Source organism: Glutamicibacter sp. NPDC090743 (assembly GCF_044769125.1).
Lineage (GTDB): Bacteria > Actinomycetota > Actinomycetes > Actinomycetales > Micrococcaceae > Glutamicibacter.
This window is the reverse complement of sequence record NZ_JBIVXE010000009.1, coordinates 41,443-67,496: the sequence shown is the minus strand read 5'-3', so window position 1 is coordinate 67,496 and position 26,054 is coordinate 41,443. Positions and strand designations below refer to the sequence as shown.

The window sequence follows — 26,054 nt, the reverse complement described above, 5'->3', positions numbered from 1 at the left end:
AGCCACGCCTGGTCGGTTGACCGTCAATTCCATCTTTCGCTTTCTAGCTGGCGATAATTGGAGGTATGACTGCTCAGACCTTTGCCGATGTCTTCGACGACCTCTACTTTTCAGCAACGAGCCAGTGGGACAAAGGCAGCAAGTTCGAGCGTCTGCTCAAACGGTATCTGCAGGTGGAGCCGAAGTACGCCGACCAGTTCTCTCAGGTGTGGTTGTGGCAGGAATGGCCGGACCGCAACGGGCTCGTTGATACGGGCATCGATCTGGTGGCCGAAGACAGGTACACCGGCGAGTTGGTGGCGATCCAGGCGAAGTTCTACGATCCGGCCCGTCCGCTGCCTAAGCAGTCGATCGATTCTTTCTTCACCGAGCTGGGCAAGGCCCCGTTCACCGGCGGCATGATTGTCTCCACGACGGATAACTGGTCCAAGCACGCCGAAGCTGCTCTGCTGAACCAGTCCAAGCCGATCCAGCGGATCCGGTTGAAGGACTTCGAAGAATCGACCATTGACTGGTCCCAGTTCAGCCTCGAAGAACCTGAAGTCTTGGTCCAGCTGCCGGGCAAGCAGCCACGTAAGTACCAGCAAGAAGCCATTGATGCGGTGACGAAGGGTTTCGAACTGCATGATCGGGGCAAGCTCATCATGGCTTGCGGTACGGGCAAGACCTTCACCTCTCTAAAGCTCATCGAAGAACAGGTGCCGGTCGGTGGATCGGTGTTGTTCTTGGTTCCATCGATTGCGCTATTGCAGCAGACGTTGAATGAGTGGACTGCGCAGGCTGAGGTGCCTTTGCGTCCGTTCGCGGTCTGCTCCGATGCTTCGGTGGGACGAGCTCAGAATGAGGATGTGGCGGTTCATGACCTGGGATTCCCTGCCTCGACTGATCCGGCCAAGCTGGTGAACCGGTACAAGATCTCCACCGGCCAGGAGACTTTGAGTGTGGTGTTCTCCACGTACCAGTCCATTGACGTGATTCATCAGGCGCAGGAATTGGGGTTGCCGGAATTTGATTTGATCGTGTGCGATGAAGCGCATCGCACCACCGGCATATCCCAGCCCGGGGCCGATGATTCTGCGTTCGTGCGGGTCCATAACCCCGAGTACCTGAAGGCTGCCAAGCGGCTGTACATGACAGCGACCCCGCGGATCTACGTAGAGGATTCAAAAAACAAAGCCGCCAAGGACGGGGTAGCCGTCTACTCCATGGACGACGAGAGCACCTATGGCCCGGAGTTCCACCACCTCGGATTCGGCCGTGCGGTGGAAATGGGGCATCTGGCGGACTACAAGGTGCTGATTCTCGCGGTCGATGAAGAATCTGTGGCGACCAGCTTCCAGGACCTGCTGGCCAACGACGGGGACATGAACCTGGATGATGTGGCCCGCATCGTGGGCTGCTGGAACGGGCTGTCCAAGCGTGGCGTGAACGGGGAACGCCTATCGATTACCGACACCACCCCGATGCACCGTGCCGTCGCCTTCGCCCGGAATATCAAGGAATCCAAGGCACTGGCCTCCCAGTTTGAGCGGGTCGGCCGCGAACTGCTGGTGAACCGCTCCGAGGGTGCGTCGAAGCTGAAGCTGGAAGCCGAGCACGTGGATGGCACGTTCAACGTGCTAGCCCGCTCGCAGCGCCTGGACTGGCTGCAGCAGGACGCCGGCGAGGACGTGTGCCGGATCCTGACCAACGCCAAGTGCCTCTCCGAAGGCGTGGATGTCCCATCCCTGGACGCTGTGCTGTTTTTGAACCCGCGCAATTCGCAGGTGGACGTGGTGCAGTCCGTGGGCCGGGTGATGCGCAAGTCCACCGCCACGAATAAGGAATACGGGTACATCATCCTGCCGATCGCGGTGCCGGCCTCCCAGGACCCGACGACCGCGTTGAACGATAACAAGAAGTACAAGGTGGTCTGGGACGTGCTGCAAGCGCTGCGCGCCCATGATGACCGGTTCGAAGCGATGATCAACAAGATCGACTTGGACAAGAAAGCCAACAAGACTATCGACGTGATCGGTGTCGGTGGAGACGGCACCGATAATGGCACGGAGGGGAAGAATGATCCGGGGGCGACTGAGGCGTTGTTCACGATGGCGAACGCGGCCGAGTGGGAGAACGCGATTTTCGCCCGCATGGTCAAGAAGGTCGGGGACCGCCGCTACTGGGAAGACTGGGCGAAGGACGTTAAGGACATTGCCGACCGGCAGGTTACCCGCATCAACACCATCCTTGACAGCGAAGACCCCCGCCCGGCACAGGAGTTCGAGGTGTTCCTCGATGGGTTGCGCGGCAGCCTGAACGACGGCATCACCCGGGCGGATGCCGTGGACATGCTGGTGCAGCATCTGATCACCAAGCCGGTGTTCAACGCGCTCTTCGAGGACTATGACTTCGCCGGGCATAACCCTGTCTCGAAGGTCATGGACTCCATGCTTGAGCTGCTGGATGCCTACAACTTGGATTCGGAAACTGCGCATCTGGAAGAGTTCTACCGTTCGGTGCGTGTACGGGCTGAGGGCATTACCGATGCGGCGGGGAAGCAGAAGATCATTACCGAGCTCTATGAGCGGTTTTTCAAGCTGGCTTTCCCCCGGGTGGCCGAGTCCTTGGGGATTGTGTATACCCCGATGGAGGTCGTGGACTTCATCCTGCGCGCGGTCAACGACGCGCTGGTCGAGCATTTCGGTGCGTCGCTGACCGATGAGGGTGTGCACGTGTTGGATCCATTTACCGGCACCGGCACGTTCATCGTGCGGTTGTTGCAGTCCGGGCTGATCAGCCCGGAAGATCTGCTGCGAAAGTACACGCAGGAGCTGCACGCGAACGAGATCCTGCTGATGGCCTACTACATTGCGGCGATCAACATCGAAGCGACCTTCCACGCCCTGCAACAGGACCATGCCAGCATTCTGGGGCAGGATCCGGAAGCGATCGGCTACGCATCGTTTGACGGGATCGTATTGACCGATACGTTCCAGATGACTGAAGACGGCGATGTGCTGGACACGAAGGTGTTCACTAGCAACAGTGACCGTGTCACCGAGCAGAATGCCCTGGATATCCGGGTGATCATCGGCAACCCTCCGTACTCGGTGGGTCAGACCAGCGGCAACGACAACAACGCGAACCAGAAGTACCCGACACTGGATGAATCGATCCGCACCACCTACGCGGCGCGATCTACAGCGACGAACAAGAACTCACTCTACGACTCCTACGTCCGCGCCATCCGCTGGGCCTCCAACCGCGTTCTCACCTCCGAGAACGGCGGCGTGGTCTGCTACGTCTCCAACGGCGGCTACATCGACGGGAACACTGCCGACGGGTTGCGTAAGACCCTCACCTCTGAGTTCCATGATATTTACGTCTACAACCTGCGGGGCAATGCGCGTTCGGCGGGCGAGCTGCGCCGTAAGGAAAAGGACAACATCTTCGGCGAAGGGTCGAAGACCACTGTGGCGATTTTGCTGCTGATCAAGCGCCCCGGCCCCGTGGACGAATCAGTGCTGCACTACAAGGACATCGGGGACTACCACGACCGGAAGCAGAAGCTCGAACTGGTCAACCACGCAACCATGCACAACTTGGAATGGGAAACCATAACTCCTAACCAGGAGGGTGACTGGATCAACCAGCGCGACCCCAACTACGACACCTACCCGCTGATCGCCGAAAAGGGGAACCCGAAAACGATCTTCGCCATCCAGTCCGGCGGGCTGAAAACCAACCGCGATGCGTGGGTCTACAATTCCTCAGAAACCACGCTGCAGGGGAATGTTGAACGTATGATCGGATTCTACAACAGTGAAGTGGACCGCTATGCGGCCGAGGGCCGTGGCCGTGCGGTAGACGACGTGATCAATACCGACCCTGTGAACATTAGCTGGAACCGTGCAGATAAAACACAGCTCGTACGGGGTAATCGTTATCAGGTTGATCCACTCAGCTACCGAATTGGTCAATATCGACCGTTCCAGAAACAACACATCTACTTCAACCGCCAGGCCAATGACATGGTTTACCGGCTTGGCGAGCTGTTTCCAAACGCGGACTTTGGCAATGTGGGTTTCTATCTGACATCCCCATCGACTCACTATCCAACATTTGAAGCTTTGGCCACCGATTCATTGCCTGATCTTCACACCTTGGACACGGGTCAGTTCTTCGCCCGCTATTCCTATACCGAACCGGCTTCGGGGACGCTCTTCGACGAACCAGAACAGCGAGATAATATCACCGACTGGGCCCTAGCCGAATATCGGTCTGCCTACGGCGACTATGTCACCAAGGACGACGTCTTCCACTATGTCTATGGTCTGCTGCATTCAACAGAGTATCGGGAGCGCTACGCGGCCGACCTGAAGAAGCAGTTGCCGCGCATCCCACAGGTGGCAGGACGGGAATGTTTCGATACTTTCGTGGATGCCGGCAAGAAGCTTGCAGAATTGCACATCAACTACGAAAACCTCACCCCGTACCCACTGGCCGAGGCTGTCCTCCCCGGCGCGCCTGAGGATGAATACGAGCGGTTCGCGGTCACCAAGATGAAATATGCCGGCAAGGTCGGGGCTTGGGACAAGACCCGAATCCGATACAACCAATTCATTGATATCGAAGGCATTCCATTGGAGGCCCAGGAATACATGCTCGGCTCCCGCTCGGGGGTGGACTGGATCCTGGAACGCTACCAGGTCAAGACTGACAAGGCCTCGGGGATCGTCAACGACCCCAACGACTGGTCCCGTGAGCACCGGCAGCCACGGTACATCATCGACCTCATCGGACGGATCGTGGCGTTGAGCTTGGAAACCAACCGCATTGTCGAGGAACTGCCGGATTTGAAGATCGATTAAAATTTCTCCGCCATATTCTGAAGAGTATTGTTCATGCCGAAAACGATCATTTATGGGAAACTAAAACCGCCATCCGAGATAGACGCTTGGGTGGCGGTTTCTGATGAATAAATTTTCCCGAAACTGGGTGCCGAAACCCCATGTCCCGAAATCGAACCTTGGGCGTTTTCGGGAGCGGTCCGAGACCTCCTGATGACAATCTGGAGGTCTCGGGGAAGCAGCCAGACGCGGTTGCTACCAGGCTGCGAGACCTTTCATATTTCGAGCGTTGCTCGTTTCAGAGCGAGCGCTACTCCCCGAGCACTTTTCTAATTGCATCAAGCATTTCAGCAGCAGAGTTATCCCCATCCGCGAGCTCCAGTAGGTAGGTGTCTCCACTTTCCGTCGGGTCGAGGACTGACTGTACAACCTTACCCAGAGCCGAGTCTTTCAGGTATACCCGCACTTCTTCCCACGCTCGCGGCTCTACGTTGTTGTCGATCGTGTCTCGCGGAAAGTATCCAAGACCTTGACCTGATAGCTTCTGCGCGACTTCAACGAGAACCCGTGGGCCTAGTTTCTTATAATCAAGTGCTTCACGTAACTCTTGAAGTGAAACAACCATGATCTGTTCTTCAAGCAAGTGATTTCGTAGATCTTCAATAGATTCAAACTCAGCCATGATGCAATTCCTTTCAAACTCTTTTCTTGCATCTTATCATAGATTCATAATTAATTTGTTTTTAGCCGTCATCATATCCCGAGTTAGATTTATATGATGATGCAGGGCCTGGCGCACTACGGGAGTCCGTCACTTATTAATCTTCAATATGGATTGCAACACTTAGAATAAGTAACGGCTTAAATTACATGTTGTGGTCAAGAGGCACTAGGATTTCAATGTGTCACTTAAACGAACGTATAAATGACAAAGGGGTCTTACCATGCTGATCGGCTACATGCGAGTGTCGAAGACGGACGGATCGCAAAACACGGATCTGCAACGTGATGCCCTTTTGAATTCCGGGGTTGAAGAACGGAACCTTTATGAGGATCAGGCATCAGGGCGTAAAGATGATCGTCCTCAACTCGCTGCCTGTTTAAAAGGTATGCGCGCCGGGGACACGTTGTTGGTGTGGAAGCTCGATCGTCTGGGACGAGACCTGCGGCATCTGGTGAACACGGTCCATGATCTCACCGAGCGGGGGATAGGCTTCAAAGTGCTCACTGGTGAAGGCGCTGCGATTGATACCACGACCGCTTCGGGAAAACTGGTCTTCGGGATCTTCGCCGCCTTGGCCGAGTTTGAACGTGAACTCATCTCGGAACGCACGAAGGCCGGTTTGGATTCGGCTCGCGCGCGGGGTCATAAAGGTGGCCGGCCGTACAAGATGACTCCTGCCAAGCTCCGCCTGGCCATGGCTGCTATGGGGCACAAGGAAACGAAGGTAGGGGTGCTCTGTGAAGAACTGGGAATCACTCGGCAAACTCTTTACCGTCATGTTTCCCCTTCTGGCGAGTTGAGAGCTGACGGGCAGAAGCTAATGAATCCGAATTAGAACGTATAGGGGGATGCCCGCAAATAGCGGACATATTTTCCGTCATCTAAGATCTTGAGTGCTTACTTCTTCGCGCTCAGAATTAGTCATCTTCCGAGCTTTGATTTTCTGCTCAAACTCCAACGCCGGCTATCAAGTCGCTTACCGAAAATTGGTAGAGAGCTTGAAAGCTTCGTACTCGTGGTAGGAACATCGCGGTTGAGTTCGAGCAGAAGCGCAAAGACGTGTTGGACCGAATGTATCTACCTAAAACAATAAATCAGGGTCAGCAACTATGGGTTTTTCGCTCTGATGCTTTTGTTTAACCGAGGAGCTTTGCTTTGGCTGCACTAAATTCTTGATCAGTCAGGATACCTTCGGCATGCAAGTCTTTGAGCTCGCGCAACCTTGTTCCCAATGAAGGTTCTTGGGTTACCGGAACGGGTGCGGGCATTTGAACAATGACTTTCTTGGATTCTGTGATGCGCCGACGTAGTTCATTGATTTCGGGCAACGCTTTGTTGTACTCCGATTTATCCAAGGGCAGGGTGTTACTCAACGTGAAAGGGTTGTTAGCGTCGGCGTTGAAGGAGCTAGTAGACCCCTTCCAATAGTCTTTATTTGCGCTTCCTGAATAGCTTGGTGTCAGGATTTCCAGTACGCCCATCATCAAACCCGAGTTGTACTCAATACCGGTGATGTCAGAGTAATAGATGGTTGCAGAACGCTCACCACCAAAAGAACCTGCTCCAAAACTATTCCAGGCACCAGTCTTGATGACCACCAACCTATCGTCAAAGGCAGCAATCAATCCGGCAGCAAACGATACAAGAACCATCCAAGGACGCTCCCCGTTGTGCCCCATCCTCAGTATTGCGTTGGTAGCCTTCTTTCGAGGTTTCCCGAGCGGCAGAAGAATGCCTTCCCATAGATCATCCGTTTGATCCCGGGCGGTCAAATATTGGGCCCCTGACACTACCGGGGTACCTACTTTAGGTGAATCGGGTGCGTGCAGATATGGGTCACCAGGCACGATATTTGTCTGCCTAAAAGCGTTGTCCTGCGCTTGGACCATGGGATCAACAATACTCAGGAATAGGTCTCTATCTTCGGTGGACCCTTTGAAGGCATTGAATGACCATTTGAGCACAGTTCCGGTAAGCAACTTGGTGACTAACTTGCTGTCAGACTTTTTGATCAGAAAGTCTTCCGGATCAAATTCAGAGTAGTCCAGTTTTGAGGTTGCTTCTCCCGCTGCATCAATTTCGATGATCTTTACACTCGTAAGAACGATGAGCTCTGAGAAAAATTTTGTGCCACCTTTAACAATGGCCCTGATTTCTTCGCCGTCTGATAAGTATGGGTGTACCGTGACGAGCACCTTGGCGACATGCTTGTCTTTGATGCCGTGGCCAATCTGCATGTTTCTCCTGGTTTTTGTTGCTGTTCTTACTAAAGGTACAAGTGAAATATACAGGCGAGATCCCTACTGCTAGAACCAGTGGAAGAGTTTCGGGGCAACAGGTAGTTCTGGCTGGCTTCGAAGGCGGCTATGTCGAACCGGCTTCGTTCTAAATAAGCGTTACGGAAGTGTTTCGCAACCAATGCTGCTACTCCGAATTCACACGACCAGTTGTAATACAGGGTTGGAAGAACTTCAGGATGTTGAACATTCGAGATTTGCAACCTGAGCGAGTGAGATGGTGAGACGTCTTGCAACGCATGGGTTGTGAGATAGCTTATCGAGTTCCAGAAAACCTCTCTGTTTAATCTGTAATCTAACAGTATGAAGTTACTTGAGAAATTATTGCAGGCAGGTGGTGTCTTTTTTAGCGCGGGTGCGGCGGCCACCGTGGCCTATTGGATATACACATTGTCTACAGAGCAATCGTTCTGGAACATTCCAGGAATCACATTACTTATATTCACTGCTCTGGGGCTGGGGATGATGGTTTTGGGGTTTACGTCTAGCGCAGAGCCTTCGGTACCTCGTCAGAAACAAACATCAGGGGATAATTCGAAGAATTATCAAGCGGGACAGGACATGACGATCGGACGTGACCACGATGAAGTCTAGAAACCCGAAGCAAGAGCAGACTAGCGGTGAAGGAGCTGTCAATTATCAAGCAGGAGGAGACATTATTGTCCAGACGGATCTAAAACATATGCGAGAGATTGCGCTCGCTGTATATAAGGAGAATGCCCTAGAACTTCGTGGAATAGCTGAGGATATTGCGTATGCACGAGCTGATAAGTTGACGAGCGAGTTCTTGGAAAGAATAAATGAGGAAAATCCTCAGGCTGCTGGCGCGCTTTCCGATCCGGATATGCAGAGCGTTCTTTTCGACGCGCAAACTCAATTTGCCCGATCAGGAGAAGACGATCTTGGCGAAGTTCTAGTAGATCTCTTGACTGATCGTGCCAGTCAAGATTCTCGAACACTCCGCACGCTGGCACTCAATGAAGCCATTCATTCTGCTCCGAAGTTGACGGAACAACAGCGTAGGGTTATTGGTCTTGTATTTATTCTGCGGTATTCGAGATACACGGCTGCTGGAAATGCCAAAATGTTGTACGACGGATACTTGAAACCTAGTGTGGTTGCTCTTGCAAATGGTTTACCGGATAAAGAAGTCGACTACCAGCACATCGAGTACGTAGGAGCGGGGACGCTATCGTTTGGTGAGTTTGGATTCGGGCAAATGATTCGCGGAGGCTATGGCGGATTATTCACGAATGGATTCGATGATGGAGAAATCCCAACAGAGTGGGATCGGTCCCAGTGGCAGATGTATGGTATTCGTCCAGCACTGAGAGACCCCAGTAAATTTCAAGTTAATGTAGTTTCGAAGAACGAAATAGATGGCCTTGAGGTGGTCAAGAATAAACCTGAAATTACTGGCGAGCTTAAACGTCTATGTGAGACTGGTTTGATGTCAGACGAGGATATAGTCAAGGAATTAGGATCGTTGGACGCGACCATCACGGCCTTTGCGAAACAGTGGGACGACTCTCCTGCTAAAAGGCTCACTCTTACATCTGTAGGAATTGCGATTGGTCATGCCTACTGGCGGCGTATAACTAGCGGAGATGCACCACTTAGTATCTGGCTTGGTTGAGAGTCGCCTTAAGAATATTTGATTCTCTTTACCAGATGGCGAGAGGGGTAGGTCCTCGATAAATGATTATCGTTTTCTCTTGGTTGTAAGTTATCCAATTTTGGCCAGGCGGGTTTCAACTGTATCGAGCACAGGATCGATAGAAATGCGATAATAGCCAACAATGGTGATTGCGTTGTTGTTCGTCGTGGTCAGAGACGAAGACTCTGGCGTAACTGAGGAGACTTCCCGCGGGTCTAAAAGTATCGATACTCGTGAAATGCGGGTATTTTCGATACATAGTTTGTGACCCTGTATTTTGCGACGGGATGCTCTCGAAAATCTGTTGATTTCTCAACTGACATGATTCTTCGCGGATGTTGGCGGGTTGGTGTGTCATAAACGACCGTTTATGACATAACGTCAAAGGGCCTCGAGAGGAAGGCTCAAGCACATTCCTTCGAGGAAATCGGCAAGTCGCGGGTCTGTTAGTGCATCGTCTTAGCCTGCCTCCGTATAGAGTTCGCCGTCCCTTCACAGGGCTTTTCTAGGGCGGGTATACGAGAATCTTGAATCGTTCAGAATTCAGAGTTTCAAATAAGGTCAAGTCATCGGCACTTAAATCCCGTATGAGAACCCACTCATGGGAAACTTTCATGATACAAAGTTTTCCCACTTACTTTGTTGCCATATGGTCAATTTCTCGTGTCTTCACACAAATCAACCGGTTGTTGCTTTCTTTGTTACTCGGCAGTTTTTGCAAGCCGACCATAGGCCTTAAAGATTATTGCGGTTGTAGCTCCGTCAATGATTAGATATTGCGCATTATTTTTTCTGGCCAAGGCATCCATAAGATGTCTAACTGCTGGATCGACATCCCGGTAGTGCTGCACTACAGCGATATCTATGGATTGATTAAATAGTCTAAGGCCTTGGTCGCCATTCTTACCCATACGGGCCACAGTCAATCTTCCTTGCTGACCAGGACCTTTGAAAGCGAAAGCAGCACTGAGTGACTTTCCTTCAACCGTCACCCGGCTTGTAAATAGATCCGAGTTCTCCCCGCCCCAATCAAGACCAACGTACGGTTCTCCGATTATCTCCGCGAAGTTCTTCTTGATCTCTTCCTCCGGCATTTCGGCGATTTCCTTGAGCATTGCGGAAGTTGGGCGCTTGCTGAAATCAGCTTTGCTGAACTGGTCAACCTCACCAGGATGGAGTTGTCGACGGCCCGTGAAGTCCAGATCGGGCGCTTTCTCAGATGCCGCGCGCTCAACGATGGAACCCATGAAAAGAGGAGTGATTTCTATTTTCATCTTCGGATTTGTTTCGATAATTTGAAAGTGGCCGAGAATGGAAACGTTGCGCTTGCGTGCGAGAGTATCGATACCAGTTGAGCCGACGCATCTGGACGTCGAAAACCTCCCCTCAAGAAGAACGTCTTTGTCGACTGCGAACTCGGCGCGAAAGGCCTTTCGTTCTTCATTCACCTTACGAAAATTAAATGCTTGTCTAGTAGTCAGTACCGCGTTGTCACCGACAGCACGTTTTTGCATGAGCCAGACGGCGAGTTCTTCTGGGCGCGATTCGAAAATTCGTAAAGCAATACGTTCAGCATCTGCAACCAAACGATTCGTTCGTTCCATCTCAGTGCGCAGAAGACTCCTTTGTTCTTCCAACCGGTGAGCTTCTTTTTCCGGTAGGCGACTGAACAAGAGACGGTCATGTAGAAAGAGTGCTTGTGCATAGAACTTTGTGGGTTCCCTTGTCGTCTCGTCACGCTCATTCAATGTATCTGACATAAATTCAGATAATAGTTCATGTACTTCCGAAGGCATCATCGGGTATACCAGCAGCCGATGCGTTCGGCATGCCTTTCCTTCTGCTTGCAGTGATTGGGTAAACGCCCGTCCACAAGCTATCAGTCCCAGTCCCTCGCCTGCGCGGGTTAAGTCCCAGAAAGGGGATGCGGACAATTTGCTCCTGCTGTTGTCAGAGAAGTGTGCTAACTTGTAATTATTAGACATCGCCCCCCTCTGAGCCTCGGCTCAAGGGGGCGATTTTCATTGGGCGATAAACGGTGATGCGTGGAGTATACAAAGGTATTCAAAGAACGCGACGCGCTGCTTCGACAACTTGAAGCCGACGGACTCGCTATTCCTGATCAGGTCGAGGCACTAAATTTCCTGACCCGCGTTGGATACTTTCGCTCCGGAGCATACCGATACGTATTTCGACAGTTACTCCCGGCCGAACAAGTGGACGAACGTCTGCACCAGTACCGCCAAGACCAGTACATACCCGGTGCGAGAATCGACCACGTGATGCAGCTTGAGGCATTCGATTTCAAGCTGTCGCGCGTCTGTTTAGAGGGGCTTCTGGACTTCGAGGTCCGGCTGAGAGCTGCAATTGCTCACACCCTGGCGATAAAGGATGTCGCCGCCCATACCCTTATCCACTGTCTGGACGCAGACGCCTGCGGGAAACTCAGCGGCGAACGGACCAAATTTGATGCATGGATGGAAACATGCCAGGAGGCAGTGCAAACCGGAGCAAAAGACGAGGACTTCATTGCGCATCATCTGCTGAAGTATCCGAATCAGCCAATTCCGATTTGGGCACTGACAGAAGTGCTGAGCTTCGGGAAACTCCCATACTTGTTCGAGCTGATGCAGACCCCAGATGCTCGCGAAGTAGCACGCATGTTCGGATTTGCGCACCCGCGTCGGTTCGGAGCCGTGCTTCGCATGATGGTCGATTTCCGCAACACCTGCGCTCACGGCTCCCGCCTGTTTAATCGAGCTTTCAAGCGGACACTTATAATCCGAGCCCACGAAACTTCGGGCGGTTTACTTGAGCACTTGATTGCGCCGGGTTTCACGGCCACACCAAAGCCGCAGCAAAGGCTGTATATCTATGCAGCGACACTGGCGTTCATGCTCATGTCTCATTCAAGCAGCTCGGGCTGGAATATGACTTTCAAGACGCAAGTCAAAAAGCTTAATATACAGCTTCAGGCCCCAGACGGGTCCATGCTCATCTCCCCGGAGGCAAGCATGGGCTTCCCGCAGAACTGGATGGACCTAGACCTCTGGCAACCAAAGCGTTAGTAATTGCACCCACAAACAGCCAACGCCGGATGGAGCAACAAGCCTGTCAGTGAATACTTATGGGGTCAATCAGCGTTACTCATGCCTGTGAGAATGCGGCCAAAAGCCTCACTGGATGCCCGGATGGGGTTCCCCTTGCGGACGCGCAATTAGTCCATAGACGGACCGTCTTGCGGAATGGTCGTCATTTGCTCAGTCGCAAATAAAGTAGTGCGCGACCTCGTTTAGGACGACGAAAGCTCCCGTTACTTCATGCAACTCGAAACTCATGGGGCGAGCCGATGGCAAGGCTGGGATACTGATCCAATGGACCACTACACGCGACGGATACCAGGTAACCCACTTAGTCCGCACGAGCGCATCTTGCTGCAGCGCTTGTGCTCAGGAGACTGGCCTGGAGCAAAACAAGCACGCCAACAGGCGGTTCATGCGCATTGGGGCGGACTCCAGTTCGATGATTGCGAGGATTTCCTTATTGAAATTTCCGAAGGTCTGAATCTGGAGAAGATTCCCCCGCATCCAGGTGGGCCATTTGCGAGCCTCGAGGTTTACGAAGATGAAGTTCTCCTGGGGCATCTGAATCTCTGGGCGCCAGACGGGGTCCTTCACTCGGTGGACTACATGACCTTCGACGCTCCAGATAGGCTGCTTCCCGCCGTCGAACAGCTCGGTTCGGTACCTTTTGCATCCTGGCTCGACGCAGACGCTACCGACGAGTGATCGTGGGAATACGCCATCACGAGGCTACAATCTAGGCTGCTCTACTACCGAAGACGCCCTAGCGATCGTCTTAAACTTTTCAAGAGAATGACAGATCAATATTTGGCATTATTTAATGTCCCGCGAAGGGTTCCCCCTGCGGGCGGGGATATGCTCAGGGCAACGTTGCCTCATTTAGGTCTCCAGGTCCTCGTCGGGGTTCCTCAATGGCCGAAGTTCCGCGCCTGTGGCACCAGCCGTGAAAGAGTAGCGGCCCAGCATGTTGATGTGTTCCGAAACCAGCGGCGACAGGCGTTGCATGTCCTCGTCGGCAATGTCGACACCCCGGTCCCGCAGCCCAGTCAGCGCGGCGTCCAGGTAGCGGGTGTTCCACAGGATGACCGCGTTCAGGACCAGGCCAAGGGCTCCGAGCTGGTCTTCCTGGCCCTCCCGGTAGGGCGTATCTGCCCCCTCCTGCCATGAAAGACGAGTCTGGCCAGCGCATGTCTGGATTCCTGCACAGTCAGCTGGGTATGAATCTGCCGGCGGTATCCCTCGTCAACATCAATGAAATCCAGCAGATGCTCCGTTTTGGCTATTCTGCCGTACTCCGCCAACGCCTTTCCGAGCAGGCTTGGTGTCCCGCCGCCCTGGGTGACCCGCAGGATTTCCGAGGCGCGCACGGTTCCGCCAGTCAAGGACCCGGCAATGCGAAGCATGTCCGGCCAGTTCGCCGTAATGAGCTCCAGGTTGATCCGGTTGCGGCCGGCCACCGCGTTCAGCTTCCCATAGTCCGCCGTGGCGTCGATGCGCCAGAACCGTTGGTCCGGCAACCCGGCCAGACGGGGCGAGAATCGGTATCCGAGCAGTGTGAAGAGCCCGAAGACCTGGTCCGAGTAGGAGGCCGTATCGGTGGCGACCATTTCGGGGCGTTGGCCGCCATCAAGATCGAGCAGCCCATCCAAAATATGCAGGGAATCGCGGACCGTTCCCGGAACCACGACGGCACCCAGCCCGGAGACCTGGTCGTTGAGATAGTTCAGCCAGGTCAATCCACGACCGTGGCCAAAGTACCGGGGATTTGCCCCGGCATTGACGGTGGCGACCGGCACCACGAACCGCATCCCGTCGACGGACGCCAACAAGCCGGTGCCCCAGCGTTGCGCGAGTCCAAGACCGGACTGGGCTTGGATCAGTTGGGCGTTGGCCGCGCGAAGCGTATCGGCGCGCACATAGTTCTGATCGACGTGCGTCAGCCGTCCACGCGTCAGCGCGGGGTGGCCGTCCTTGACCACCGGTGTCAGCCCGACGTTGCGCGCCTCGGCCACCAGGATGGCGGCGACCGAAACGCTGAGCTGGCCCATCCTTGCGGAGGCCTCCGAGACGTGGCTGAATTCCGAGAGGAACCCCGTCCAGGAATCCACTTCCAGCAGCACATCGGGCAGATCCACCCGCGGCAGCATCCCGGAGACCAACCCCCGCAACTGCGTCAAGGATTCAGGGACCGCCTTGGCCTCCAAGGGCGAAAGGTGGACCTTGCCGGAATCATCAATGCGTACCGCGGGATTGTCGGCCAGTTGCTCGGCCGCCGCACGATAACGGGCATCAAGGCGGTGGCGCACACCAGCCAGATGCTCCGTTGGCTCTTCCGGCAGCTGGAGCGCCCTCAAGGTCTCAGTCTTGGTTTTCTGCCACGCCGGATCGGTGAGCAACCGCGCCCGGGGGTCTCCCCAGCGCCGCCCACCCACCACGAAAATGTCCCTGCGCCGCAGTGCCTTATGGACGGCCTCCATCACTGCCACCGTGTAGGCCTTGCGATCGATCTCCTCCGTAACCGTGACCATGCGCTGCCAAGCCGGCGAGAGCACGGACAGATCAACCTCGGCCGGGTCCTTTTTGCGGCCGTCCAGAACCTCCGGCAGTGCCGTCAGCGCCGCCAACGTTGGTGCTCCGCCCGCGGTGGCCCCGAAGGGTGCCGCCGCTGCCAACGCCGGCAGGAACGAGCGCACGGTGGCGAACCGGCGCATCATCTCGGCTGCGGTGTCAGCCTCGGCTCCGTCGGGATTCACCACTTCGTTCACCACCTCCAGCGCGGCGCGCAGCTCGGGCAAGGACACCTGATCGGCCAGCACCGAGGCGGCCTCTGCGCCGGAATATTGAGTATTGCCTAGGACCTCGACCAGTGTTTTCGCGGCCTTCGCCAATTGCAGTGAGGCCTTGGACAAGCGGGGCAGGGACTTCAACCGGGCGGCACTGGATTCCCTGGTTGCCTTGCGAAGAACGCGTTCGGTGACAATGGCATCCAGGGCATCACACAAATCATCGGCAACTTCTGACGTCAAGGCGCGCACGGCACAGAGCAGTGTCGCACCCCGCCGCTGGTCTGATAGTTCTCGAAGCGATGAGGTCTTGCCCGCCAACCCGTAGCGGACTAGGGCATTCATCCGACCCTCGGGGATCATCTCCACATCGATGGACTCGGCACCCAGTGCCCGCAAGCGACCCAGCCGCTCCAACTGCCGCAACAACTCTGGCACCGATACCCTCGAGGGCCCGGTCCGCAGCCTTTCCCACGCGGTCAGCCGTGATCCCTCCCCAACGCGAAGCAGGCCTTCCAATTCCAGGATCAAGGCGGGGCCGGCCGCGTCAACCAGCATGGAATGGAGGCGGTCATTTGCTCCGGCACGGACCTCTATAACCAGTCGTGTCAACGTGGAGACCCCGGGGAGCAGGACCTTGCGCTCTCGCAGCCAGAGCGCCGCCCGTTCAAACAAACGCACCGGTCCCTCGGACGACGTCCAGGCCCGGGCCTCCAGGAACAGCCTCAGCTCCGCGTGGCTGGCCGGATCGGAGAAATCCGCATACCCATACACGGTGGAAATTTCCGCTGCATGCTCATACCCGGTCTGTTCCCGCTGCGCGTACAGCTTGAGCACGGAAGCATCGGCAATGCCCAGCTGTCCGGCCAGGGATTCCACCACCGGCCACGGAACAGCCAATGGATCCGTCAAAAAACGTCCGGCAACCCTCACCGTGATCAGTTGGACAGCGAATCCCAGGCGGTTGTGCATTCCCCGGCGTCGTCCAACCACCGACAGGTCGGCGTCGTCCAACCAGCAGAAGCGTTCCAGGTCCTCCGCCGATACCTCGTCGGGGAATCCGCCGAACCCTGCGGCCTGCTCATCACTTAGAAAATCGACCGCCATGGAACCCATTCAACAGGCCTCTGACTCCTTAGCGTGAATTTCCGGGCGTTTCTTCCCCAGACCCCAAGTAACAGAGTTTGTCCCGGGTCGCCTTGCCATGGACGCTGGACCATTGTCGCTCTCAGAACTTTCCCGGGCAGGTCACCTAGTGCGCGCTATCCATGACGCCAGTGCGGCCAATGTGCCGGACTTCGGCTCAACCTGGATCACACACATTCCGGCACCCGGAGCCGACCTGATCTGCCACAACGATCTGGCCCCGTGGAATCTCCTCATCGGAGACCGATGGGTATTCATCGATTGGGACGCGTCCGCACCAAGTACACGCCTATGGGATCTCGCATACGCCGCGCAGTCATTCACACTAAACGACGCATCGGCCGACCCTCATATGGCCGCACAAGCACTGGCAGCCTTCATTGACGGCTACGACGCCGACGAAGAGCTCCGGGCAGCGCTGCCCTCCACGATGTGGCAACGGACAACAGCTATGCACGAACTGCTCAAAAATTCCCATGCCAGGGGAATCGAACCGTGGGGGACGATGTTCACGACTGGCCACGGTGACCACTGGAACGCTGTGACCAAGTTCGTGAGGAACAACGAGTCCCTTTGGCTCGAAACGATCCGGACTATTCGATAGACCTTCCCCTGCGGGAGTCGCTCGAAACATCATTTAGGGCTACTGCAAAAAGCCGAACCTAGATACCTTCACAGTCCGAGCCGGCATTGGGATTGTTTCCGCACAAACGTACAAGAGCAGTTTCTCGCGAATCACCGAACGGCTTCTCGGGCTCGGAGTCCATTTCTACAAACAGTTCGAAGGGCCGCCCATTCGCGTGCTCCTCTGCCCAACAGAGCGCCTCTGATACGTCCTGCACCTCAACCAGTACAAAAGCATCTAGGTTCCAGCCGTATCCAGGACGAGGTCGTTCCCAAAAATTGACTCGATAACAGGGTGAATCAACCGAGTCGTGTGGTCCCGCGTGAACTGTTTCTATGGCGCGCATGGGACCAATATACAAGAATGCACCAGTACGCTACTGGGAGATCCTGTCTCACTAGTTACCTTCGACCACCCGAGCAGGTAATCAGCGTCCCGGTAGCGGTTCCTGATACCGTACTCCAAATAGATCAGGGCAAGAGCAAAGGAGACAGTGCGCTGAGTGAAAATCTGAAAGTTATCCTCGATAAATTGACCCAGTTCCTAAAGATCTATGCGCATGTGACTAGTGTCGAACGGACTGATGGAACACACGTGCGCATCATTGCTAATGAAGGCGGTCAGCACTTCGAATTCGCGGACTCCCCTTCCGCGATTCTCCATCACGTTCTAGCTTTCGAGGACGTACCGCTGTGGGATCCCACAATTGATACTGAGGATGATGGACGTTGGAGGTTGTTTTCTGTTCACGTCATCGAAGCGATTGAAACCGCGGCGGCTGACGAACGAATTCTGGTTCTAGTAGATGGCGCTGTGTCTCCCCGAAGAGCAGCATGATCTGCATCTTCCCTTCGTCACATCGGTCCGGTGTCCCGCAAGAGGTTCCCCTTGCGGGCGGCAGTGCTGTGGACTATGGACAGAAATGCTGAGGACTTCGGAAACTGACAGGATCGGCGGTTTTTCAATGTTCTTGTTTTCCCGAAACTGCTTCCCGAAATAGATTCTTCCCAGAAAGTGGTTTTATCGTTTATGGGAACGCTCATTGAGTGCCGGCTAATTGGCGGGAGCTGTTTCCACTTCTGCTTGGTCTATCCAGCGGGCTAGCAGGCTGAATGCTGCGAGCTGTTCGAGGACTAGTTGCTGTTGCCCGCCATGGTTTTCCTGCGGTTTGTGCATGCCTGGGTTGCGGATGCCCGCATAGAGCCCTTCGGCGAATGCACGCGCGCCCTGGTGCAGGTTCGCATATGTGTCCCCACCGTCATTTTTGGCGAGTCGAAGTTTTGGCGCGCCTGGCTTGGCCGGGTTGGTGCTGAATGCGTCGTTGAAGAGCTTTCGCTCCGAAAGATCCATGCGTCCAAGCTTCTGCTGTGCTTCGTGATTGATAGTTTTAGCTGCCTCCATCACAGCCTCGTGGTAGTGCCCGCTATTCCACAAAGATTTGCTTCGTTCCCAGGCCCAAGGGTGCAAATTTGAGGCATCCATGTCTGGTGCATCAGTTCCCAGGTGCTTGCTGAGTTCTTCGCCTCGTTGAATAAGTACTCGCGCGCGCACTGCCTGATCCCGTAACCACTGAAATTCCCTGTCCTTTGCTGGTCGCTCGCGCGACCAGCCTGGGACTGTCTGTTCTAAGACCATTTCGAGAACAAGCTGTTGCTCGGAGATCTCTGTGGATGAACCGCGCATGTGGGTACCTACTATGAACACGCCACCAGAATTGTTGTATCCAACCTGATCGGTAAGGTGCAGGAATCGGTTGATCTGTTCTATGGCCCATTCGAGATTCATTTTGCTCATGTAATGATTCTGAGTGACCCGCGCGATACTTGGAAGCTGGCAGACCGAAAGAGTGGTTCTATCAAAAAATTCCCATAACCCATATACCGATTTTGGGAAAATGGGTAAAATAGATAGTGGGTATCTATTAGGGGGATTCTTGTTGTGGATCGTGTTTTAGATGTTGAGCAGCGGTGGCCGGAGTTGTTCGCCGGGTTGGAACCAGGGCAGCGCAATGCCGTAGTTCAGTCATTGGCTGCATCTTGGCATGAGGGCTGGGAGCCAAACCAAACTGATGTGGCTAACCTGGTGAATTTCGTGACGGGTGTGATTGACCGGGCGGAGTTCTTGCGACGTTCGATGGCGAACCCGCAAGGCTAGGTCATGGCTGGTTTCAGTTCTTGGGAGTCGTATCTGTATCCGCCGCCGGATCAGGGCACGCTTCGGAATAAAGAGGGTTTGCGTGATCCTGATAAGTTGCGCAGGTTTGAGTATGCGGCGGTTCAGGCGCGACAGTTCGAGCTCATGGCGGGGGTCGCGTCGGTAGATAAGACTTTCGATGCTGCGCACATGCAGCAGATCCACGCGCATTTGTTTCAGGACGTGTTTGATTGGGCGGGGGAGTACCGCCGTGTGAACATGTCTAAGGGTGGTTCACCGGGTGGTTTTGCTGATGTTGGATCGAACCAGATTGATCGCTATTTGGGGGATGTGTCCCGGTTGGTGCAAGGCACTGAGTGGGCGAAGCTTGATCGGGTGGAGTTTGGGCAAGCAGCAGCGAATGTTTTCGCTCATTTGAATCAGGCTCATCCGTTCCGTGAAGGAAACGGGCGCACTTCTAAGGTGTTTATGGAGCACGTGGCACAGCGGTCGGCGTTCACGTTGGATTATGCGCGGGTGTCGCCGTTGGAGTGGAATCACGCCTCGGCGATGAGTGCGCCTGATCTGGGGAGCTATCCGGTTTTTCCTGAGTCTTTGGTACCGGTGTTTATGAAGATCGCAGTTGAGCGTGCCCCTGCCTCGGCTAGCTCCGAGGCCGGTACGGAGCGTGCCAGGGTGAGGAATCCGAATATTGCTTATGCGCCGGGGCGAGGCCCAACTGGTTCGCCGTCTGTTGACGTGGCGAAGCCGTATATTCCGCGTGGCAAAGATCAGGGGATGGAACGTTGAACGAGGTTATTGGTTACGCCCGGGTGAGCACTCGGGAGCAGAACCCGCAGTCGCAGGAAGCGGAGCTGCGCGCCGCTGGTGCGACGCGTGTTTATGTTGACCGGGGCGAGTCCAGCAGGATTTCTGAGCGGCCGCAGTGGGTGGCGTGTCTGGATCATTTGCGCGGGGGGGATACGTTGGTCATTCGTGCCCTGGATCGTGTGGCGGGCACGGAGCGTATGGCGATTGAGACGATCCGTGATTTGGGTCAGCGTGGGGTGCGGTTGAAGAGTTTGTCGGAGCCGTTTTTGGATGTTGATACGTCGACGCCGATGGGTGAAGCGATTGTGGGCATCATGACGGTTATGGCGCAGTTGCGGGTGTCTACGATTCGTGAGAATACGATGCGCGGGCTGGCGCATGCGCGTAGCCAGGGGAGGGTCGGTGGCCGGCCTACGGTGATGAACGAAGCGCGTATTGAGGCGGCGGTGAAGCTGCGCGAGGAGGGTAAGACGTTGGTGCAGATTGCGGAGGTGCTGGGTGTGGGTAAAAGCAGCGTTGCACGAGCATTAACTAACAATGCTGACGAGAGGGTAAGAAACATTGAGCAGTGACGGTTTGAACCTGGAAGAGCAGATCCATGTCATCCTAGACACCAACGCCCTATGGAAAGACTTCGATCTAAAGTCGGCAGATTTTGGAGAACTGATTACTTTCCAGGAAAAAGGTGTGCTGTGTGTCTATGTCCCAGAGGTAGTGGTGCAAGAGCTATCTCGGCAACAGGAGAGAGAACATCGCTCCGCTCTCAAAGCGAACATAACGAAGCTAGCAGGAGTGCAATCAGAACTGCGTAGGTTACAGATGCCAGGTGCACCTAATTGCGACATAAAGGCACTACGTAAGCAAGTTGATGAAGTGGCTCCTCCCGTGAAGAAACTGAGTGCTGATCTAACCGATCGGTTGCAGGCTAAAGAAGTTAAGATTCTTCCGCTGCCCATCGCTGACAGCCGGAACATTTTTGAGGACTACATAGCTCGTCGCAAGCCATTCAAAGAAGATAAAGGCGAAGGGCTAGCGGACTATTTATTGTGGCGCACTGTAGTGGATCATGCAGAAAATGCGGAGACGAAGGCTCGGACACGGATAATATTTATCACTAACAATTCCAAAGACTTCGGCAAAGAGAAAAAACTCTACGACGAACTGGAAGGTGATCTTTCGGGACGCTGCGAAGTGGAACTGTGGAGCGAGATAAAATCGTTCTTGTCTGAGCACCGTTCACAGTTTGAGGCCGTATTGCCTAAGCCCGAACCAACTGATCTCATGTCTGATTACAACATCATTCGTGAAGCAATCAGAGGCTATGCAGAGTCAGAATTAGTTTACGAGGAAGTGTGTGGTTCTGATCTTGACTATGAAATGCAGTCCGGGCTTCTTATAGAAGGATATGATCTGCCTTCGGAAGCTCAGAATCCATATATTCAGCACGCCGAAGTGGATAATGATTCAGTTATCTGGGACAGCTACTATAACGAGCACGGTACAGAGCTCGGACGCGTTGAAGCTTCTATGGATGTGATCCTTGAGGGTTACGTTTTTAAGAGCGAACTTCCCTATCTTATAGAGGACGGAAAAGCAGCTGTAGTAGATGGTGATTGGAACGACCATATGGCTGTGGCACAGTGGGAGCGTCGAGTGATAATGACTCTTCACATTCGGTTGGAAAGCGAACAAGTTGAGGTGCTCAACTTGGAATCCTTGGAGATTGACTCAAGATCCTAAGCCACATCTACTAGAGGCCGTGCACGGGCCGCGATCACTCGTCGTAAGTGAACTCAGGTACCGCAGCTTGTGGCTTGTGTGCGGGCGTTCGATTGGTTCCTGCTGTCCATCATGTGTGCGAAAAAAGCAGCGGAGCGGGAGGGCTTTTTTCGTGCCCATGTGGGCAGGAGGCTACCCAAGTAACCAGGTGTAAAAAATGGGCCGGCACTCACCTTTGGGTGAGTGCCGGCCCATTGCTATGTGCGCGTTTAGCTCTCTGCTGCTGGGGTGGTTTGGTCGGCCTTCTTGCGAGGCCGGCGACGGGATGGTGAGCCAATTTTGTTCAGCTCGGTTTGCGTCCATCCCTTCTTGAGTGCAGCGTTGAAAGCTTGCTTTTCTGCGGCCTTGGCTTGGTCTAGCTGCTGTTCAGCTTCCACACGCGCGGCGACGGCTTGTGCGATGTCGTTGGCGGCTTGCATGCGCAGTTCGTTTTGCGCTTGGAGCTGTTCTAGGATGCGGCTTGCTGCGTCACTCATGGCTTGAACCTTCCGATAGGACTGCGCCACATCGGTGAGGCCGATCTGGCGAAATTGTGATGCTTCCAGCGTAGCGCGGGCATCTTCTTATGCCAACGCTTGTTGCACCTGCTAAAGGCGAAGTGCCCCGCCGAAGAGACGGAGCAAGCTATAGACTTAGCACGGCTAAGTGGCTTGTCCCCTTGAACTGTGGTTATTCTGGTGGGACAATTGACCTGTTAGATCATTTGGCGTTGCACTGGGCGGGAGGCAGATTCGCATGGGTCGTTTTGATTCGCGCAAGCGTCAGTCGAATGCTGCCGGTGGCCGTTCGGTCCGCCGCGAGGTGAAGCTGACCGTGGATCAGAATCTTGCCTTGCAAGTCATGGCCGATGAAATAGGCGTGTCGGTGCCGCGCCTTCTGGTGGAGTCTACCTTGTCTCAGTTGCGTGGTGAGACTGCTGCTGAAAGGCATGAGCTGATTACATCACTGTTCTTGTTGCAGCGTGGTCTTGCTGCTGCAGGGAACAACATCAACCAGATTGCGCGTGCTGCGAATGCGACGGGCGAGATTCAGGGCGACTTGAACGCGTCGCTGAGTCATTTGCGTGCGACGGTGACACGCATTGATGTGGTCTTGGAATCTCTGAAGATTGCAGGTGATCCGGCATGATCCCGAACGTTACTCGAGGCGGCCGCATGGCTGGTTTGATGAATTACCTGGTCGGCCCAGGTCGCTCGAATGAACACGAGAATCAGCGGATGATTGCCGGGGATGACCGAGTAACTTTCGCTTACGCTCCTGGCACCGAGTTGTCGAAGTACGATGCGTTCGAGATTGCGGAGATGCTGGATGCTCCACGCAAGTTGCACGGTACTGAAGTAGCTAAGCCGGTGTATGCCAAGGATGAAGAATCCGGAGGCTTCTTGACTGATGAAGACGGCAAGAAGATCAAAGTCGATTCCACACCTGCACATGTGTGGCACTGTTCGCTGTCACTGGCTGAATCCGAAGGCAAGATCTCGGATGCGCAGTGGAAGAACATTGCTGAATCCTTCGTCGAGAAGATGGGCTTCGTAGACCCCGATGGTGCGAAGTCATCGCGCTGGGTGGCAGTGCATCACGGAGCGTCTAAGAACGGCAATGACCACATTCATCTGGTGGTGCAAATGGTTCGTGAAGATGGCACCAAGGCGAGCACGCACAATGATTTCCACCGCGCCCAGGTTGCGTGCCGTGAGCTGGAAAATGAATACGGCTTGCAGTCGCTGGAATCCTCGGTCACACAGCAACAAGGATTGTCAGGGGAGAAGCCAGCGGAGCGGGCCAGGGCGGAGCGCGAGAGCTACGCGGTGTCTGATCGGGTGGAACTCTCACGCAGGATGCGCGCGGCATTGTCGAGTTCTGCTAGTGCTGATGAGTTTGTGCGTCAGCTGCCGCAAATGGGTGTGCAGGTCGCCCCGCATTTCGCCAAGGACTCCAACGCCAGGGTCACCGGGTACAAGGTATCCCTGGGAACGAAAACAGGTGAGGATCAAGCCGTTTGGTACGCGCCTTCCAAACTGGATCGCAGCCTGGGGTGGCCGTCGATCAAGGCACGTTTCAACGGGGCCGGTGTGCATGAGGCCGAGCAGTTCCTTGCTTCCCAGCACAGCAGCGCTCGACTGCAACGATCCTCTGGATACCAGGCGTTCGACTTGGCGCAGTCCACGTCCAGGAAGCTGGACGCTGGCCAGCTTGGCCCTGACACGTTAGCGAATGTTTATGCGCGATTGTCTTTGGAGCTTGAAGGCAACCGTCCAGGCAGCCTGGCACGGCTTTGTCATCATATGGCCAGGGCTGGCCAGGGTGCGGGTAACCGTGCTTATGCTGCACGATTGTCAGCACGTTTCGCTTCACGTTCTTCCGAGCAAGGATGGATGGCCGTGCTACGCCAAGCAAACCGACTGTCGCATACTATGCTGCGTGGCCGCATGGCCACCGAGCGCCCGCAACTGACCCGTGCAGCGCAAGAAGTGGTGGCTATGGCTGAGAAAATCGTGCGTGATGCCGAGCGACGGGAACCGATGCACACTGTGGCATCACCAGGTGCGCGAATGACCAAGAAAGATCGGGATCACGGCCTAGGCCGGTAACCGAACAGTCAAGGGAGAGTGCAGGACATGGAAAACGACGAAGAATCAGATATTTCGATGGAGTTCGGCCGTGTGCTGCGCATGAGCCTGGGCGCTGCGATGCAGGTCAAGGAAGCCTCTGATCGGCGTGCCGCGAACCAGAACCCGGCAGCGCAGACGCACCAGGCGCAGCAGCAACTTGCAGCGGTGTTGAAGAAGGATGTGGCGTCGCCAGATTTCACGAAAATGTCCTCCCAGCAAATAGCTGACCGCATGATCGTGGCTTCTGAACTGTCAGCTAATCACCGTGATGCGTCGAAAGCGTTCATGTCTGGATCTGACCGGCTGCGCAACGAGCTGGGAATCAACATCGAGGACATTTACAAGAACCACCCGCAATCGGCTGAGGAACGCCATCACGCGTTGCGCAACGCCATTGATGACTACCACGGCAGCGCACGCCTGAACCAGGAAGCGGCCTTTGAACGCGGGCAGGACGGGCCAGAAGCGACACCGCAGGCCGAGGTCAAGAAAGAACAAGCCCAGGAGCGGGAAGACGCCGCCGAAGGGCATCTGGCGAAGGTTGAACAGGCTGAAGGTGAAACTCAGGTTGATGCACGGGATCGCGACGCTGCTGAGAGCCGCGAAGCAGTCAACGCCCCCAGCCTTGGGAAACCAGAGACACAGCACGCGTTGGGTGCGAACGTGCACCCAGATGATCTTGGGCCAGGATCTAAATCAGCAGCTGCGGTGCTCGCTCGTGCCAGGGCTGGCCAAGGGTTCCCCTCGAAGCCTGGTGAAGCAGTACGCTTCGGGAAATCCACCAGGCCGGCAGCGCAGCGCGGCAACAGCCAGGCACGCAAGCGTGGCCAGAGCGCGGAGGTCACCCGATGAGCTTCATCAATGATGATGACCTGGAAACCGACGAACCAGTAGCTGCGGAATCAGGTAAGGACACTGAGCAGCCGTTGGCTTTCGAAACGGAGGAAGATTGGCTGACCCAGTGGGCCTTGCCGAACTTCCGGCGGAAGCTGAACAAAGGGGAATTCCGCTGGGATCCAGAGTGGTGGCGTTATGAGGAAGCGATCACGCTGGTCACTGCCTTGTGGTTGAGCTTCGAAAAGATGCGGTGGGAGGGAGCCACCGGCATGGCTTCCTACATGCGTGACTACTTCTATCCGTTGATGGGGGAACTGACTTCACCGGATGGCCCGTTCTGGGATTATGATCCCCCGGTGCGCCAGGGTGTACCTGAGCAGTGGCCAGCCCAGGAGATGCCCGCGGCGCTACGAGAAGCCGCTGTTTAGTTTCCCCTGGTTAGGAGATGACACGGCCGCTGTCGCGGTTAGTGATGTTTGCCTCCGCATGATTTGGTGCGTGCTGGTCCGGACAGCTTTTTAACGATTCCGGTTGTATCAAGACGGAGCTACGAGCTCGATCAGTTGCCTTGACCGTGATTTCGGAGGCGGACCTGAGATGGCGAGTCGTTTTCTGCGTGAAGCCGTGCCGAAATGGATCTGGCACTTAAATAGTTGAATTGCCATTTGTTGACATGGGTCTGAGCGGCTGACACGCGGTGCGTGTCAGCCGCTCA

21 protein-coding genes and 1 pseudogene are annotated in these 26,054 nt (G+C 55.0%); 16 read left to right on the top strand and 6 right to left on the bottom strand.

Translation table 11 applies throughout. The features are described from left to right. Nucleotides 1–65 precede the first annotated feature (65 nt). Nucleotides 66–4,853, top strand: coding sequence for a DEAD/DEAH box helicase (locus ACIQTS_RS16990; RefSeq protein ID WP_402473995.1), 4,788 nt, complete (start codon nucleotides 66–68; stop codon nucleotides 4,851–4,853). Between the two features lie 289 nt (nucleotides 4,854–5,142). Here ACIQTS_RS16990 and ACIQTS_RS16985 read toward each other — a convergent pair whose 3' ends face one another. Beyond that, on the bottom strand, nucleotides 5,143–5,514 hold the full coding sequence (locus tag ACIQTS_RS16985; RefSeq protein WP_133833167.1) for a hypothetical protein: 372 nt from the start codon (nucleotides 5,512–5,514) through the stop codon (nucleotides 5,143–5,145). Between the two features lie 262 nt (nucleotides 5,515–5,776). Between ACIQTS_RS16985 and ACIQTS_RS16980 the strand changes: the two genes are divergently transcribed. Further along, nucleotides 5,777–6,391 carry a recombinase family protein gene (locus tag ACIQTS_RS16980; RefSeq protein ID WP_402473993.1) on the top strand — a complete coding sequence of 205 codons (615 nt, stop codon included), beginning with the start codon at nucleotides 5,777–5,779 and terminating at the stop codon, nucleotides 6,389–6,391. 301 nt (nucleotides 6,392–6,692) lie between these two features. On the opposite strand, the gene ACIQTS_RS16975 is transcribed toward ACIQTS_RS16980, so the two are convergent. Then, entirely contained in the window at nucleotides 6,693–7,793 is a 1,101-nt protein-coding gene (locus ACIQTS_RS16975; RefSeq protein ID WP_402473991.1) for an SHOCT domain-containing protein, read from the bottom strand. Nucleotides 7,794–8,156: 363 nt separating this feature from the next. Between ACIQTS_RS16975 and ACIQTS_RS16970 the strand changes: the two genes are divergently transcribed. Both ACIQTS_RS16970 and ACIQTS_RS16965 read left to right on the top strand, forming a co-directional pair. Continuing rightward, complete coding sequence (locus ACIQTS_RS16970) at nucleotides 8,157–8,447, top strand: hypothetical protein (protein WP_402473990.1); 291 nt, start codon at nucleotides 8,157–8,159, stop codon at nucleotides 8,445–8,447. Continuing rightward, nucleotides 8,437–9,489, top strand: coding sequence for an LPO_1073/Vpar_1526 family protein (locus tag ACIQTS_RS16965; RefSeq protein ID WP_402474051.1), 1,053 nt, complete (start codon nucleotides 8,437–8,439; stop codon nucleotides 9,487–9,489). Before ACIQTS_RS16970 ends, ACIQTS_RS16965 begins: the two co-directional genes overlap by 11 nt. A 722-nt stretch (nucleotides 9,490–10,211) precedes the next feature. On the opposite strand, the gene ACIQTS_RS16960 is transcribed toward ACIQTS_RS16965, so the two are convergent. Beyond that, nucleotides 10,212–11,495, bottom strand: a complete 1,284-nt coding sequence (locus ACIQTS_RS16960) for a hypothetical protein (RefSeq protein WP_402473989.1) — start codon at nucleotides 11,493–11,495, stop codon at nucleotides 10,212–10,214. Nucleotides 11,496–11,555: 60 nt separating this feature from the next. On the opposite strand from ACIQTS_RS16960, the gene ACIQTS_RS16955 reads away from it, so the two are divergent. Then, complete coding sequence (locus ACIQTS_RS16955; RefSeq protein WP_402473988.1) at nucleotides 11,556–12,578, top strand: Abi family protein; 1,023 nt, start codon at nucleotides 11,556–11,558, stop codon at nucleotides 12,576–12,578. 306 nt (nucleotides 12,579–12,884) lie between these two features. Then, entirely contained in the window at nucleotides 12,885–13,298 is a 414-nt protein-coding gene (locus ACIQTS_RS16950; RefSeq protein WP_402473987.1) for a hypothetical protein, read from the top strand. A 174-nt stretch (nucleotides 13,299–13,472) separates the two neighbouring features. Here the strand turns inward: ACIQTS_RS16950 and ACIQTS_RS16945 are convergent. Next, nucleotides 13,473–16,483 (bottom strand): annotated as a pseudogene (locus ACIQTS_RS16945) (Tn3 family transposase). Nucleotides 16,484–16,631: 148 nt separating this feature from the next. On the opposite strand from ACIQTS_RS16945, the gene ACIQTS_RS16940 reads away from it, so the two are divergent. Both ACIQTS_RS16940 and ACIQTS_RS16935 read left to right on the top strand, forming a co-directional pair. Beyond that, a complete protein-coding gene (locus ACIQTS_RS16940) occupies nucleotides 16,632–17,126 on the top strand; it encodes a phosphotransferase (protein WP_402473986.1) in 495 nt (164 codons plus the stop codon). Between the two features lie 615 nt (nucleotides 17,127–17,741). Next, nucleotides 17,742–17,984: a hypothetical protein gene (locus ACIQTS_RS16935; protein WP_402473985.1), complete on the top strand. Its 243-nt coding sequence runs from the start codon at nucleotides 17,742–17,744 to the stop codon at nucleotides 17,982–17,984. A gap of 216 nt (nucleotides 17,985–18,200) precedes the next feature. On the opposite strand, the gene ACIQTS_RS16930 is transcribed toward ACIQTS_RS16935, so the two are convergent. Next, the gene (locus ACIQTS_RS16930) at nucleotides 18,201–18,941 is read right to left on the bottom strand and encodes a TIGR02391 family protein (protein ID WP_402473984.1); all 741 of its coding nucleotides are present in this window, start codon (nucleotides 18,939–18,941) and stop codon (nucleotides 18,201–18,203) included. 144 nt (nucleotides 18,942–19,085) lie between these two features. Here ACIQTS_RS16930 and ACIQTS_RS16925 point away from each other — a divergent pair, with 144 nt between their 5' ends. From ACIQTS_RS16925 to ACIQTS_RS16910, 4 genes are read left to right on the top strand one after another with little or no spacing between them, the layout of a single operon-like run. Beyond that, nucleotides 19,086–19,301 carry a hypothetical protein gene (locus tag ACIQTS_RS16925; protein ID WP_402473983.1) on the top strand — a complete coding sequence of 72 codons (216 nt, stop codon included), beginning with the start codon at nucleotides 19,086–19,088 and terminating at the stop codon, nucleotides 19,299–19,301. Between the two features lie 3 nt (nucleotides 19,302–19,304). Next, entirely contained in the window at nucleotides 19,305–20,090 is a 786-nt protein-coding gene (locus ACIQTS_RS16920) for a Fic/DOC family protein (protein ID WP_402473982.1), read from the top strand. Beyond that, nucleotides 20,087–20,683, top strand: coding sequence for a recombinase family protein (locus ACIQTS_RS16915; protein ID WP_402473981.1), 597 nt, complete (start codon nucleotides 20,087–20,089; stop codon nucleotides 20,681–20,683). The genes ACIQTS_RS16920 and ACIQTS_RS16915 overlap by 4 nt, the downstream gene beginning before the upstream one ends. A gap of 4 nt (nucleotides 20,684–20,687) precedes the next feature. Continuing rightward, the gene (locus ACIQTS_RS16910; protein WP_402473980.1) at nucleotides 20,688–21,851 is read left to right on the top strand and encodes a PIN domain-containing protein; all 1,164 of its coding nucleotides are present in this window, start codon (nucleotides 20,688–20,690) and stop codon (nucleotides 21,849–21,851) included. A gap of 248 nt (nucleotides 21,852–22,099) precedes the next feature. Here the strand turns inward: ACIQTS_RS16910 and ACIQTS_RS16905 are convergent, their stop codons facing one another. Then, a complete protein-coding gene (locus ACIQTS_RS16905; protein ID WP_402473979.1) occupies nucleotides 22,100–22,366 on the bottom strand; it encodes a hypothetical protein in 267 nt (88 codons plus the stop codon). Nucleotides 22,367–22,625: 259 nt separating this feature from the next. Here ACIQTS_RS16905 and mobC point away from each other — a divergent pair, with 259 nt between their 5' ends. Genes mobC through ACIQTS_RS16885 form a run of 4 tightly spaced genes read left to right on the top strand, consistent with a single transcriptional unit; the run spans nucleotide 22,626 to nucleotide 25,767 of the window. After that, the gene (gene mobC / locus ACIQTS_RS16900; RefSeq protein WP_402473978.1) at nucleotides 22,626–23,018 is read left to right on the top strand and encodes a plasmid mobilization relaxosome protein MobC; all 393 of its coding nucleotides are present in this window, start codon (nucleotides 22,626–22,628) and stop codon (nucleotides 23,016–23,018) included. 26 nt (nucleotides 23,019–23,044) lie between these two features. After that, nucleotides 23,045–24,481: a relaxase/mobilization nuclease domain-containing protein gene (locus ACIQTS_RS16895; protein WP_402473977.1), complete on the top strand. Its 1,437-nt coding sequence runs from the start codon at nucleotides 23,045–23,047 to the stop codon at nucleotides 24,479–24,481. 27 nt (nucleotides 24,482–24,508) lie between these two features. Next, nucleotides 24,509–25,354, top strand: coding sequence for a hypothetical protein (locus ACIQTS_RS16890; RefSeq protein WP_402473976.1), 846 nt, complete (start codon nucleotides 24,509–24,511; stop codon nucleotides 25,352–25,354). Further along, on the top strand, nucleotides 25,351–25,767 hold the full coding sequence (locus ACIQTS_RS16885) for a DUF4913 domain-containing protein (RefSeq protein ID WP_402473975.1): 417 nt from the start codon (nucleotides 25,351–25,353) through the stop codon (nucleotides 25,765–25,767). Before ACIQTS_RS16890 ends, ACIQTS_RS16885 begins: the two co-directional genes overlap by 4 nt. Nucleotides 25,768–26,054 lie beyond the last annotated feature (287 nt).

Bases quoted from the DNA above. Each gene is read 5' to 3' on its own strand.
- ACIQTS_RS16905 (WP_402473979.1), bottom strand. From the start codon at position 22,366: ATGAGTGACGCAGCAAGCCGCATCCTAGAACAGCTCCAAGCGCAAAAC.
- ACIQTS_RS16980 (WP_402473993.1), top strand. From the start codon at position 5,777: ATGCTGATCGGCTACATGCGAGTGTCGAAGACGGACGGATCGCAAAAC.
- ACIQTS_RS16895 (WP_402473977.1), top strand. From the start codon at position 23,045: ATGGCTGGTTTGATGAATTACCTGGTCGGCCCAGGTCGCTCGAATGAA.
- mobC (WP_402473978.1), top strand. From the start codon at position 22,626: ATGGGTCGTTTTGATTCGCGCAAGCGTCAGTCGAATGCTGCCGGTGGC.
- ACIQTS_RS16965 (WP_402474051.1), top strand. From the start codon at position 8,437: ATGAAGTCTAGAAACCCGAAGCAAGAGCAGACTAGCGGTGAAGGAGCT.
- ACIQTS_RS16990 (WP_402473995.1), top strand. From the start codon at position 66: ATGACTGCTCAGACCTTTGCCGATGTCTTCGACGACCTCTACTTTTCA.
- ACIQTS_RS16975 (WP_402473991.1), bottom strand. From the start codon at position 7,793: ATGCAGATTGGCCACGGCATCAAAGACAAGCATGTCGCCAAGGTGCTC.
- ACIQTS_RS16970 (WP_402473990.1), top strand. From the start codon at position 8,157: ATGAAGTTACTTGAGAAATTATTGCAGGCAGGTGGTGTCTTTTTTAGC.
- ACIQTS_RS16930 (WP_402473984.1), bottom strand. From the start codon at position 18,941: ATGAGCAAAATGAATCTCGAATGGGCCATAGAACAGATCAACCGATTC.
- ACIQTS_RS16950 (WP_402473987.1), top strand. From the start codon at position 12,885: ATGGACCACTACACGCGACGGATACCAGGTAACCCACTTAGTCCGCAC.
- ACIQTS_RS16885 (WP_402473975.1), top strand. From the start codon at position 25,351: ATGAGCTTCATCAATGATGATGACCTGGAAACCGACGAACCAGTAGCT.
- ACIQTS_RS16985 (WP_133833167.1), bottom strand. From the start codon at position 5,514: ATGGCTGAGTTTGAATCTATTGAAGATCTACGAAATCACTTGCTTGAA.
- ACIQTS_RS16920 (WP_402473982.1), top strand. From the start codon at position 19,305: ATGGCTGGTTTCAGTTCTTGGGAGTCGTATCTGTATCCGCCGCCGGAT.
- ACIQTS_RS16890 (WP_402473976.1), top strand. From the start codon at position 24,509: ATGGAAAACGACGAAGAATCAGATATTTCGATGGAGTTCGGCCGTGTG.
- ACIQTS_RS16960 (WP_402473989.1), bottom strand. From the start codon at position 11,495: ATGTCTAATAATTACAAGTTAGCACACTTCTCTGACAACAGCAGGAGC.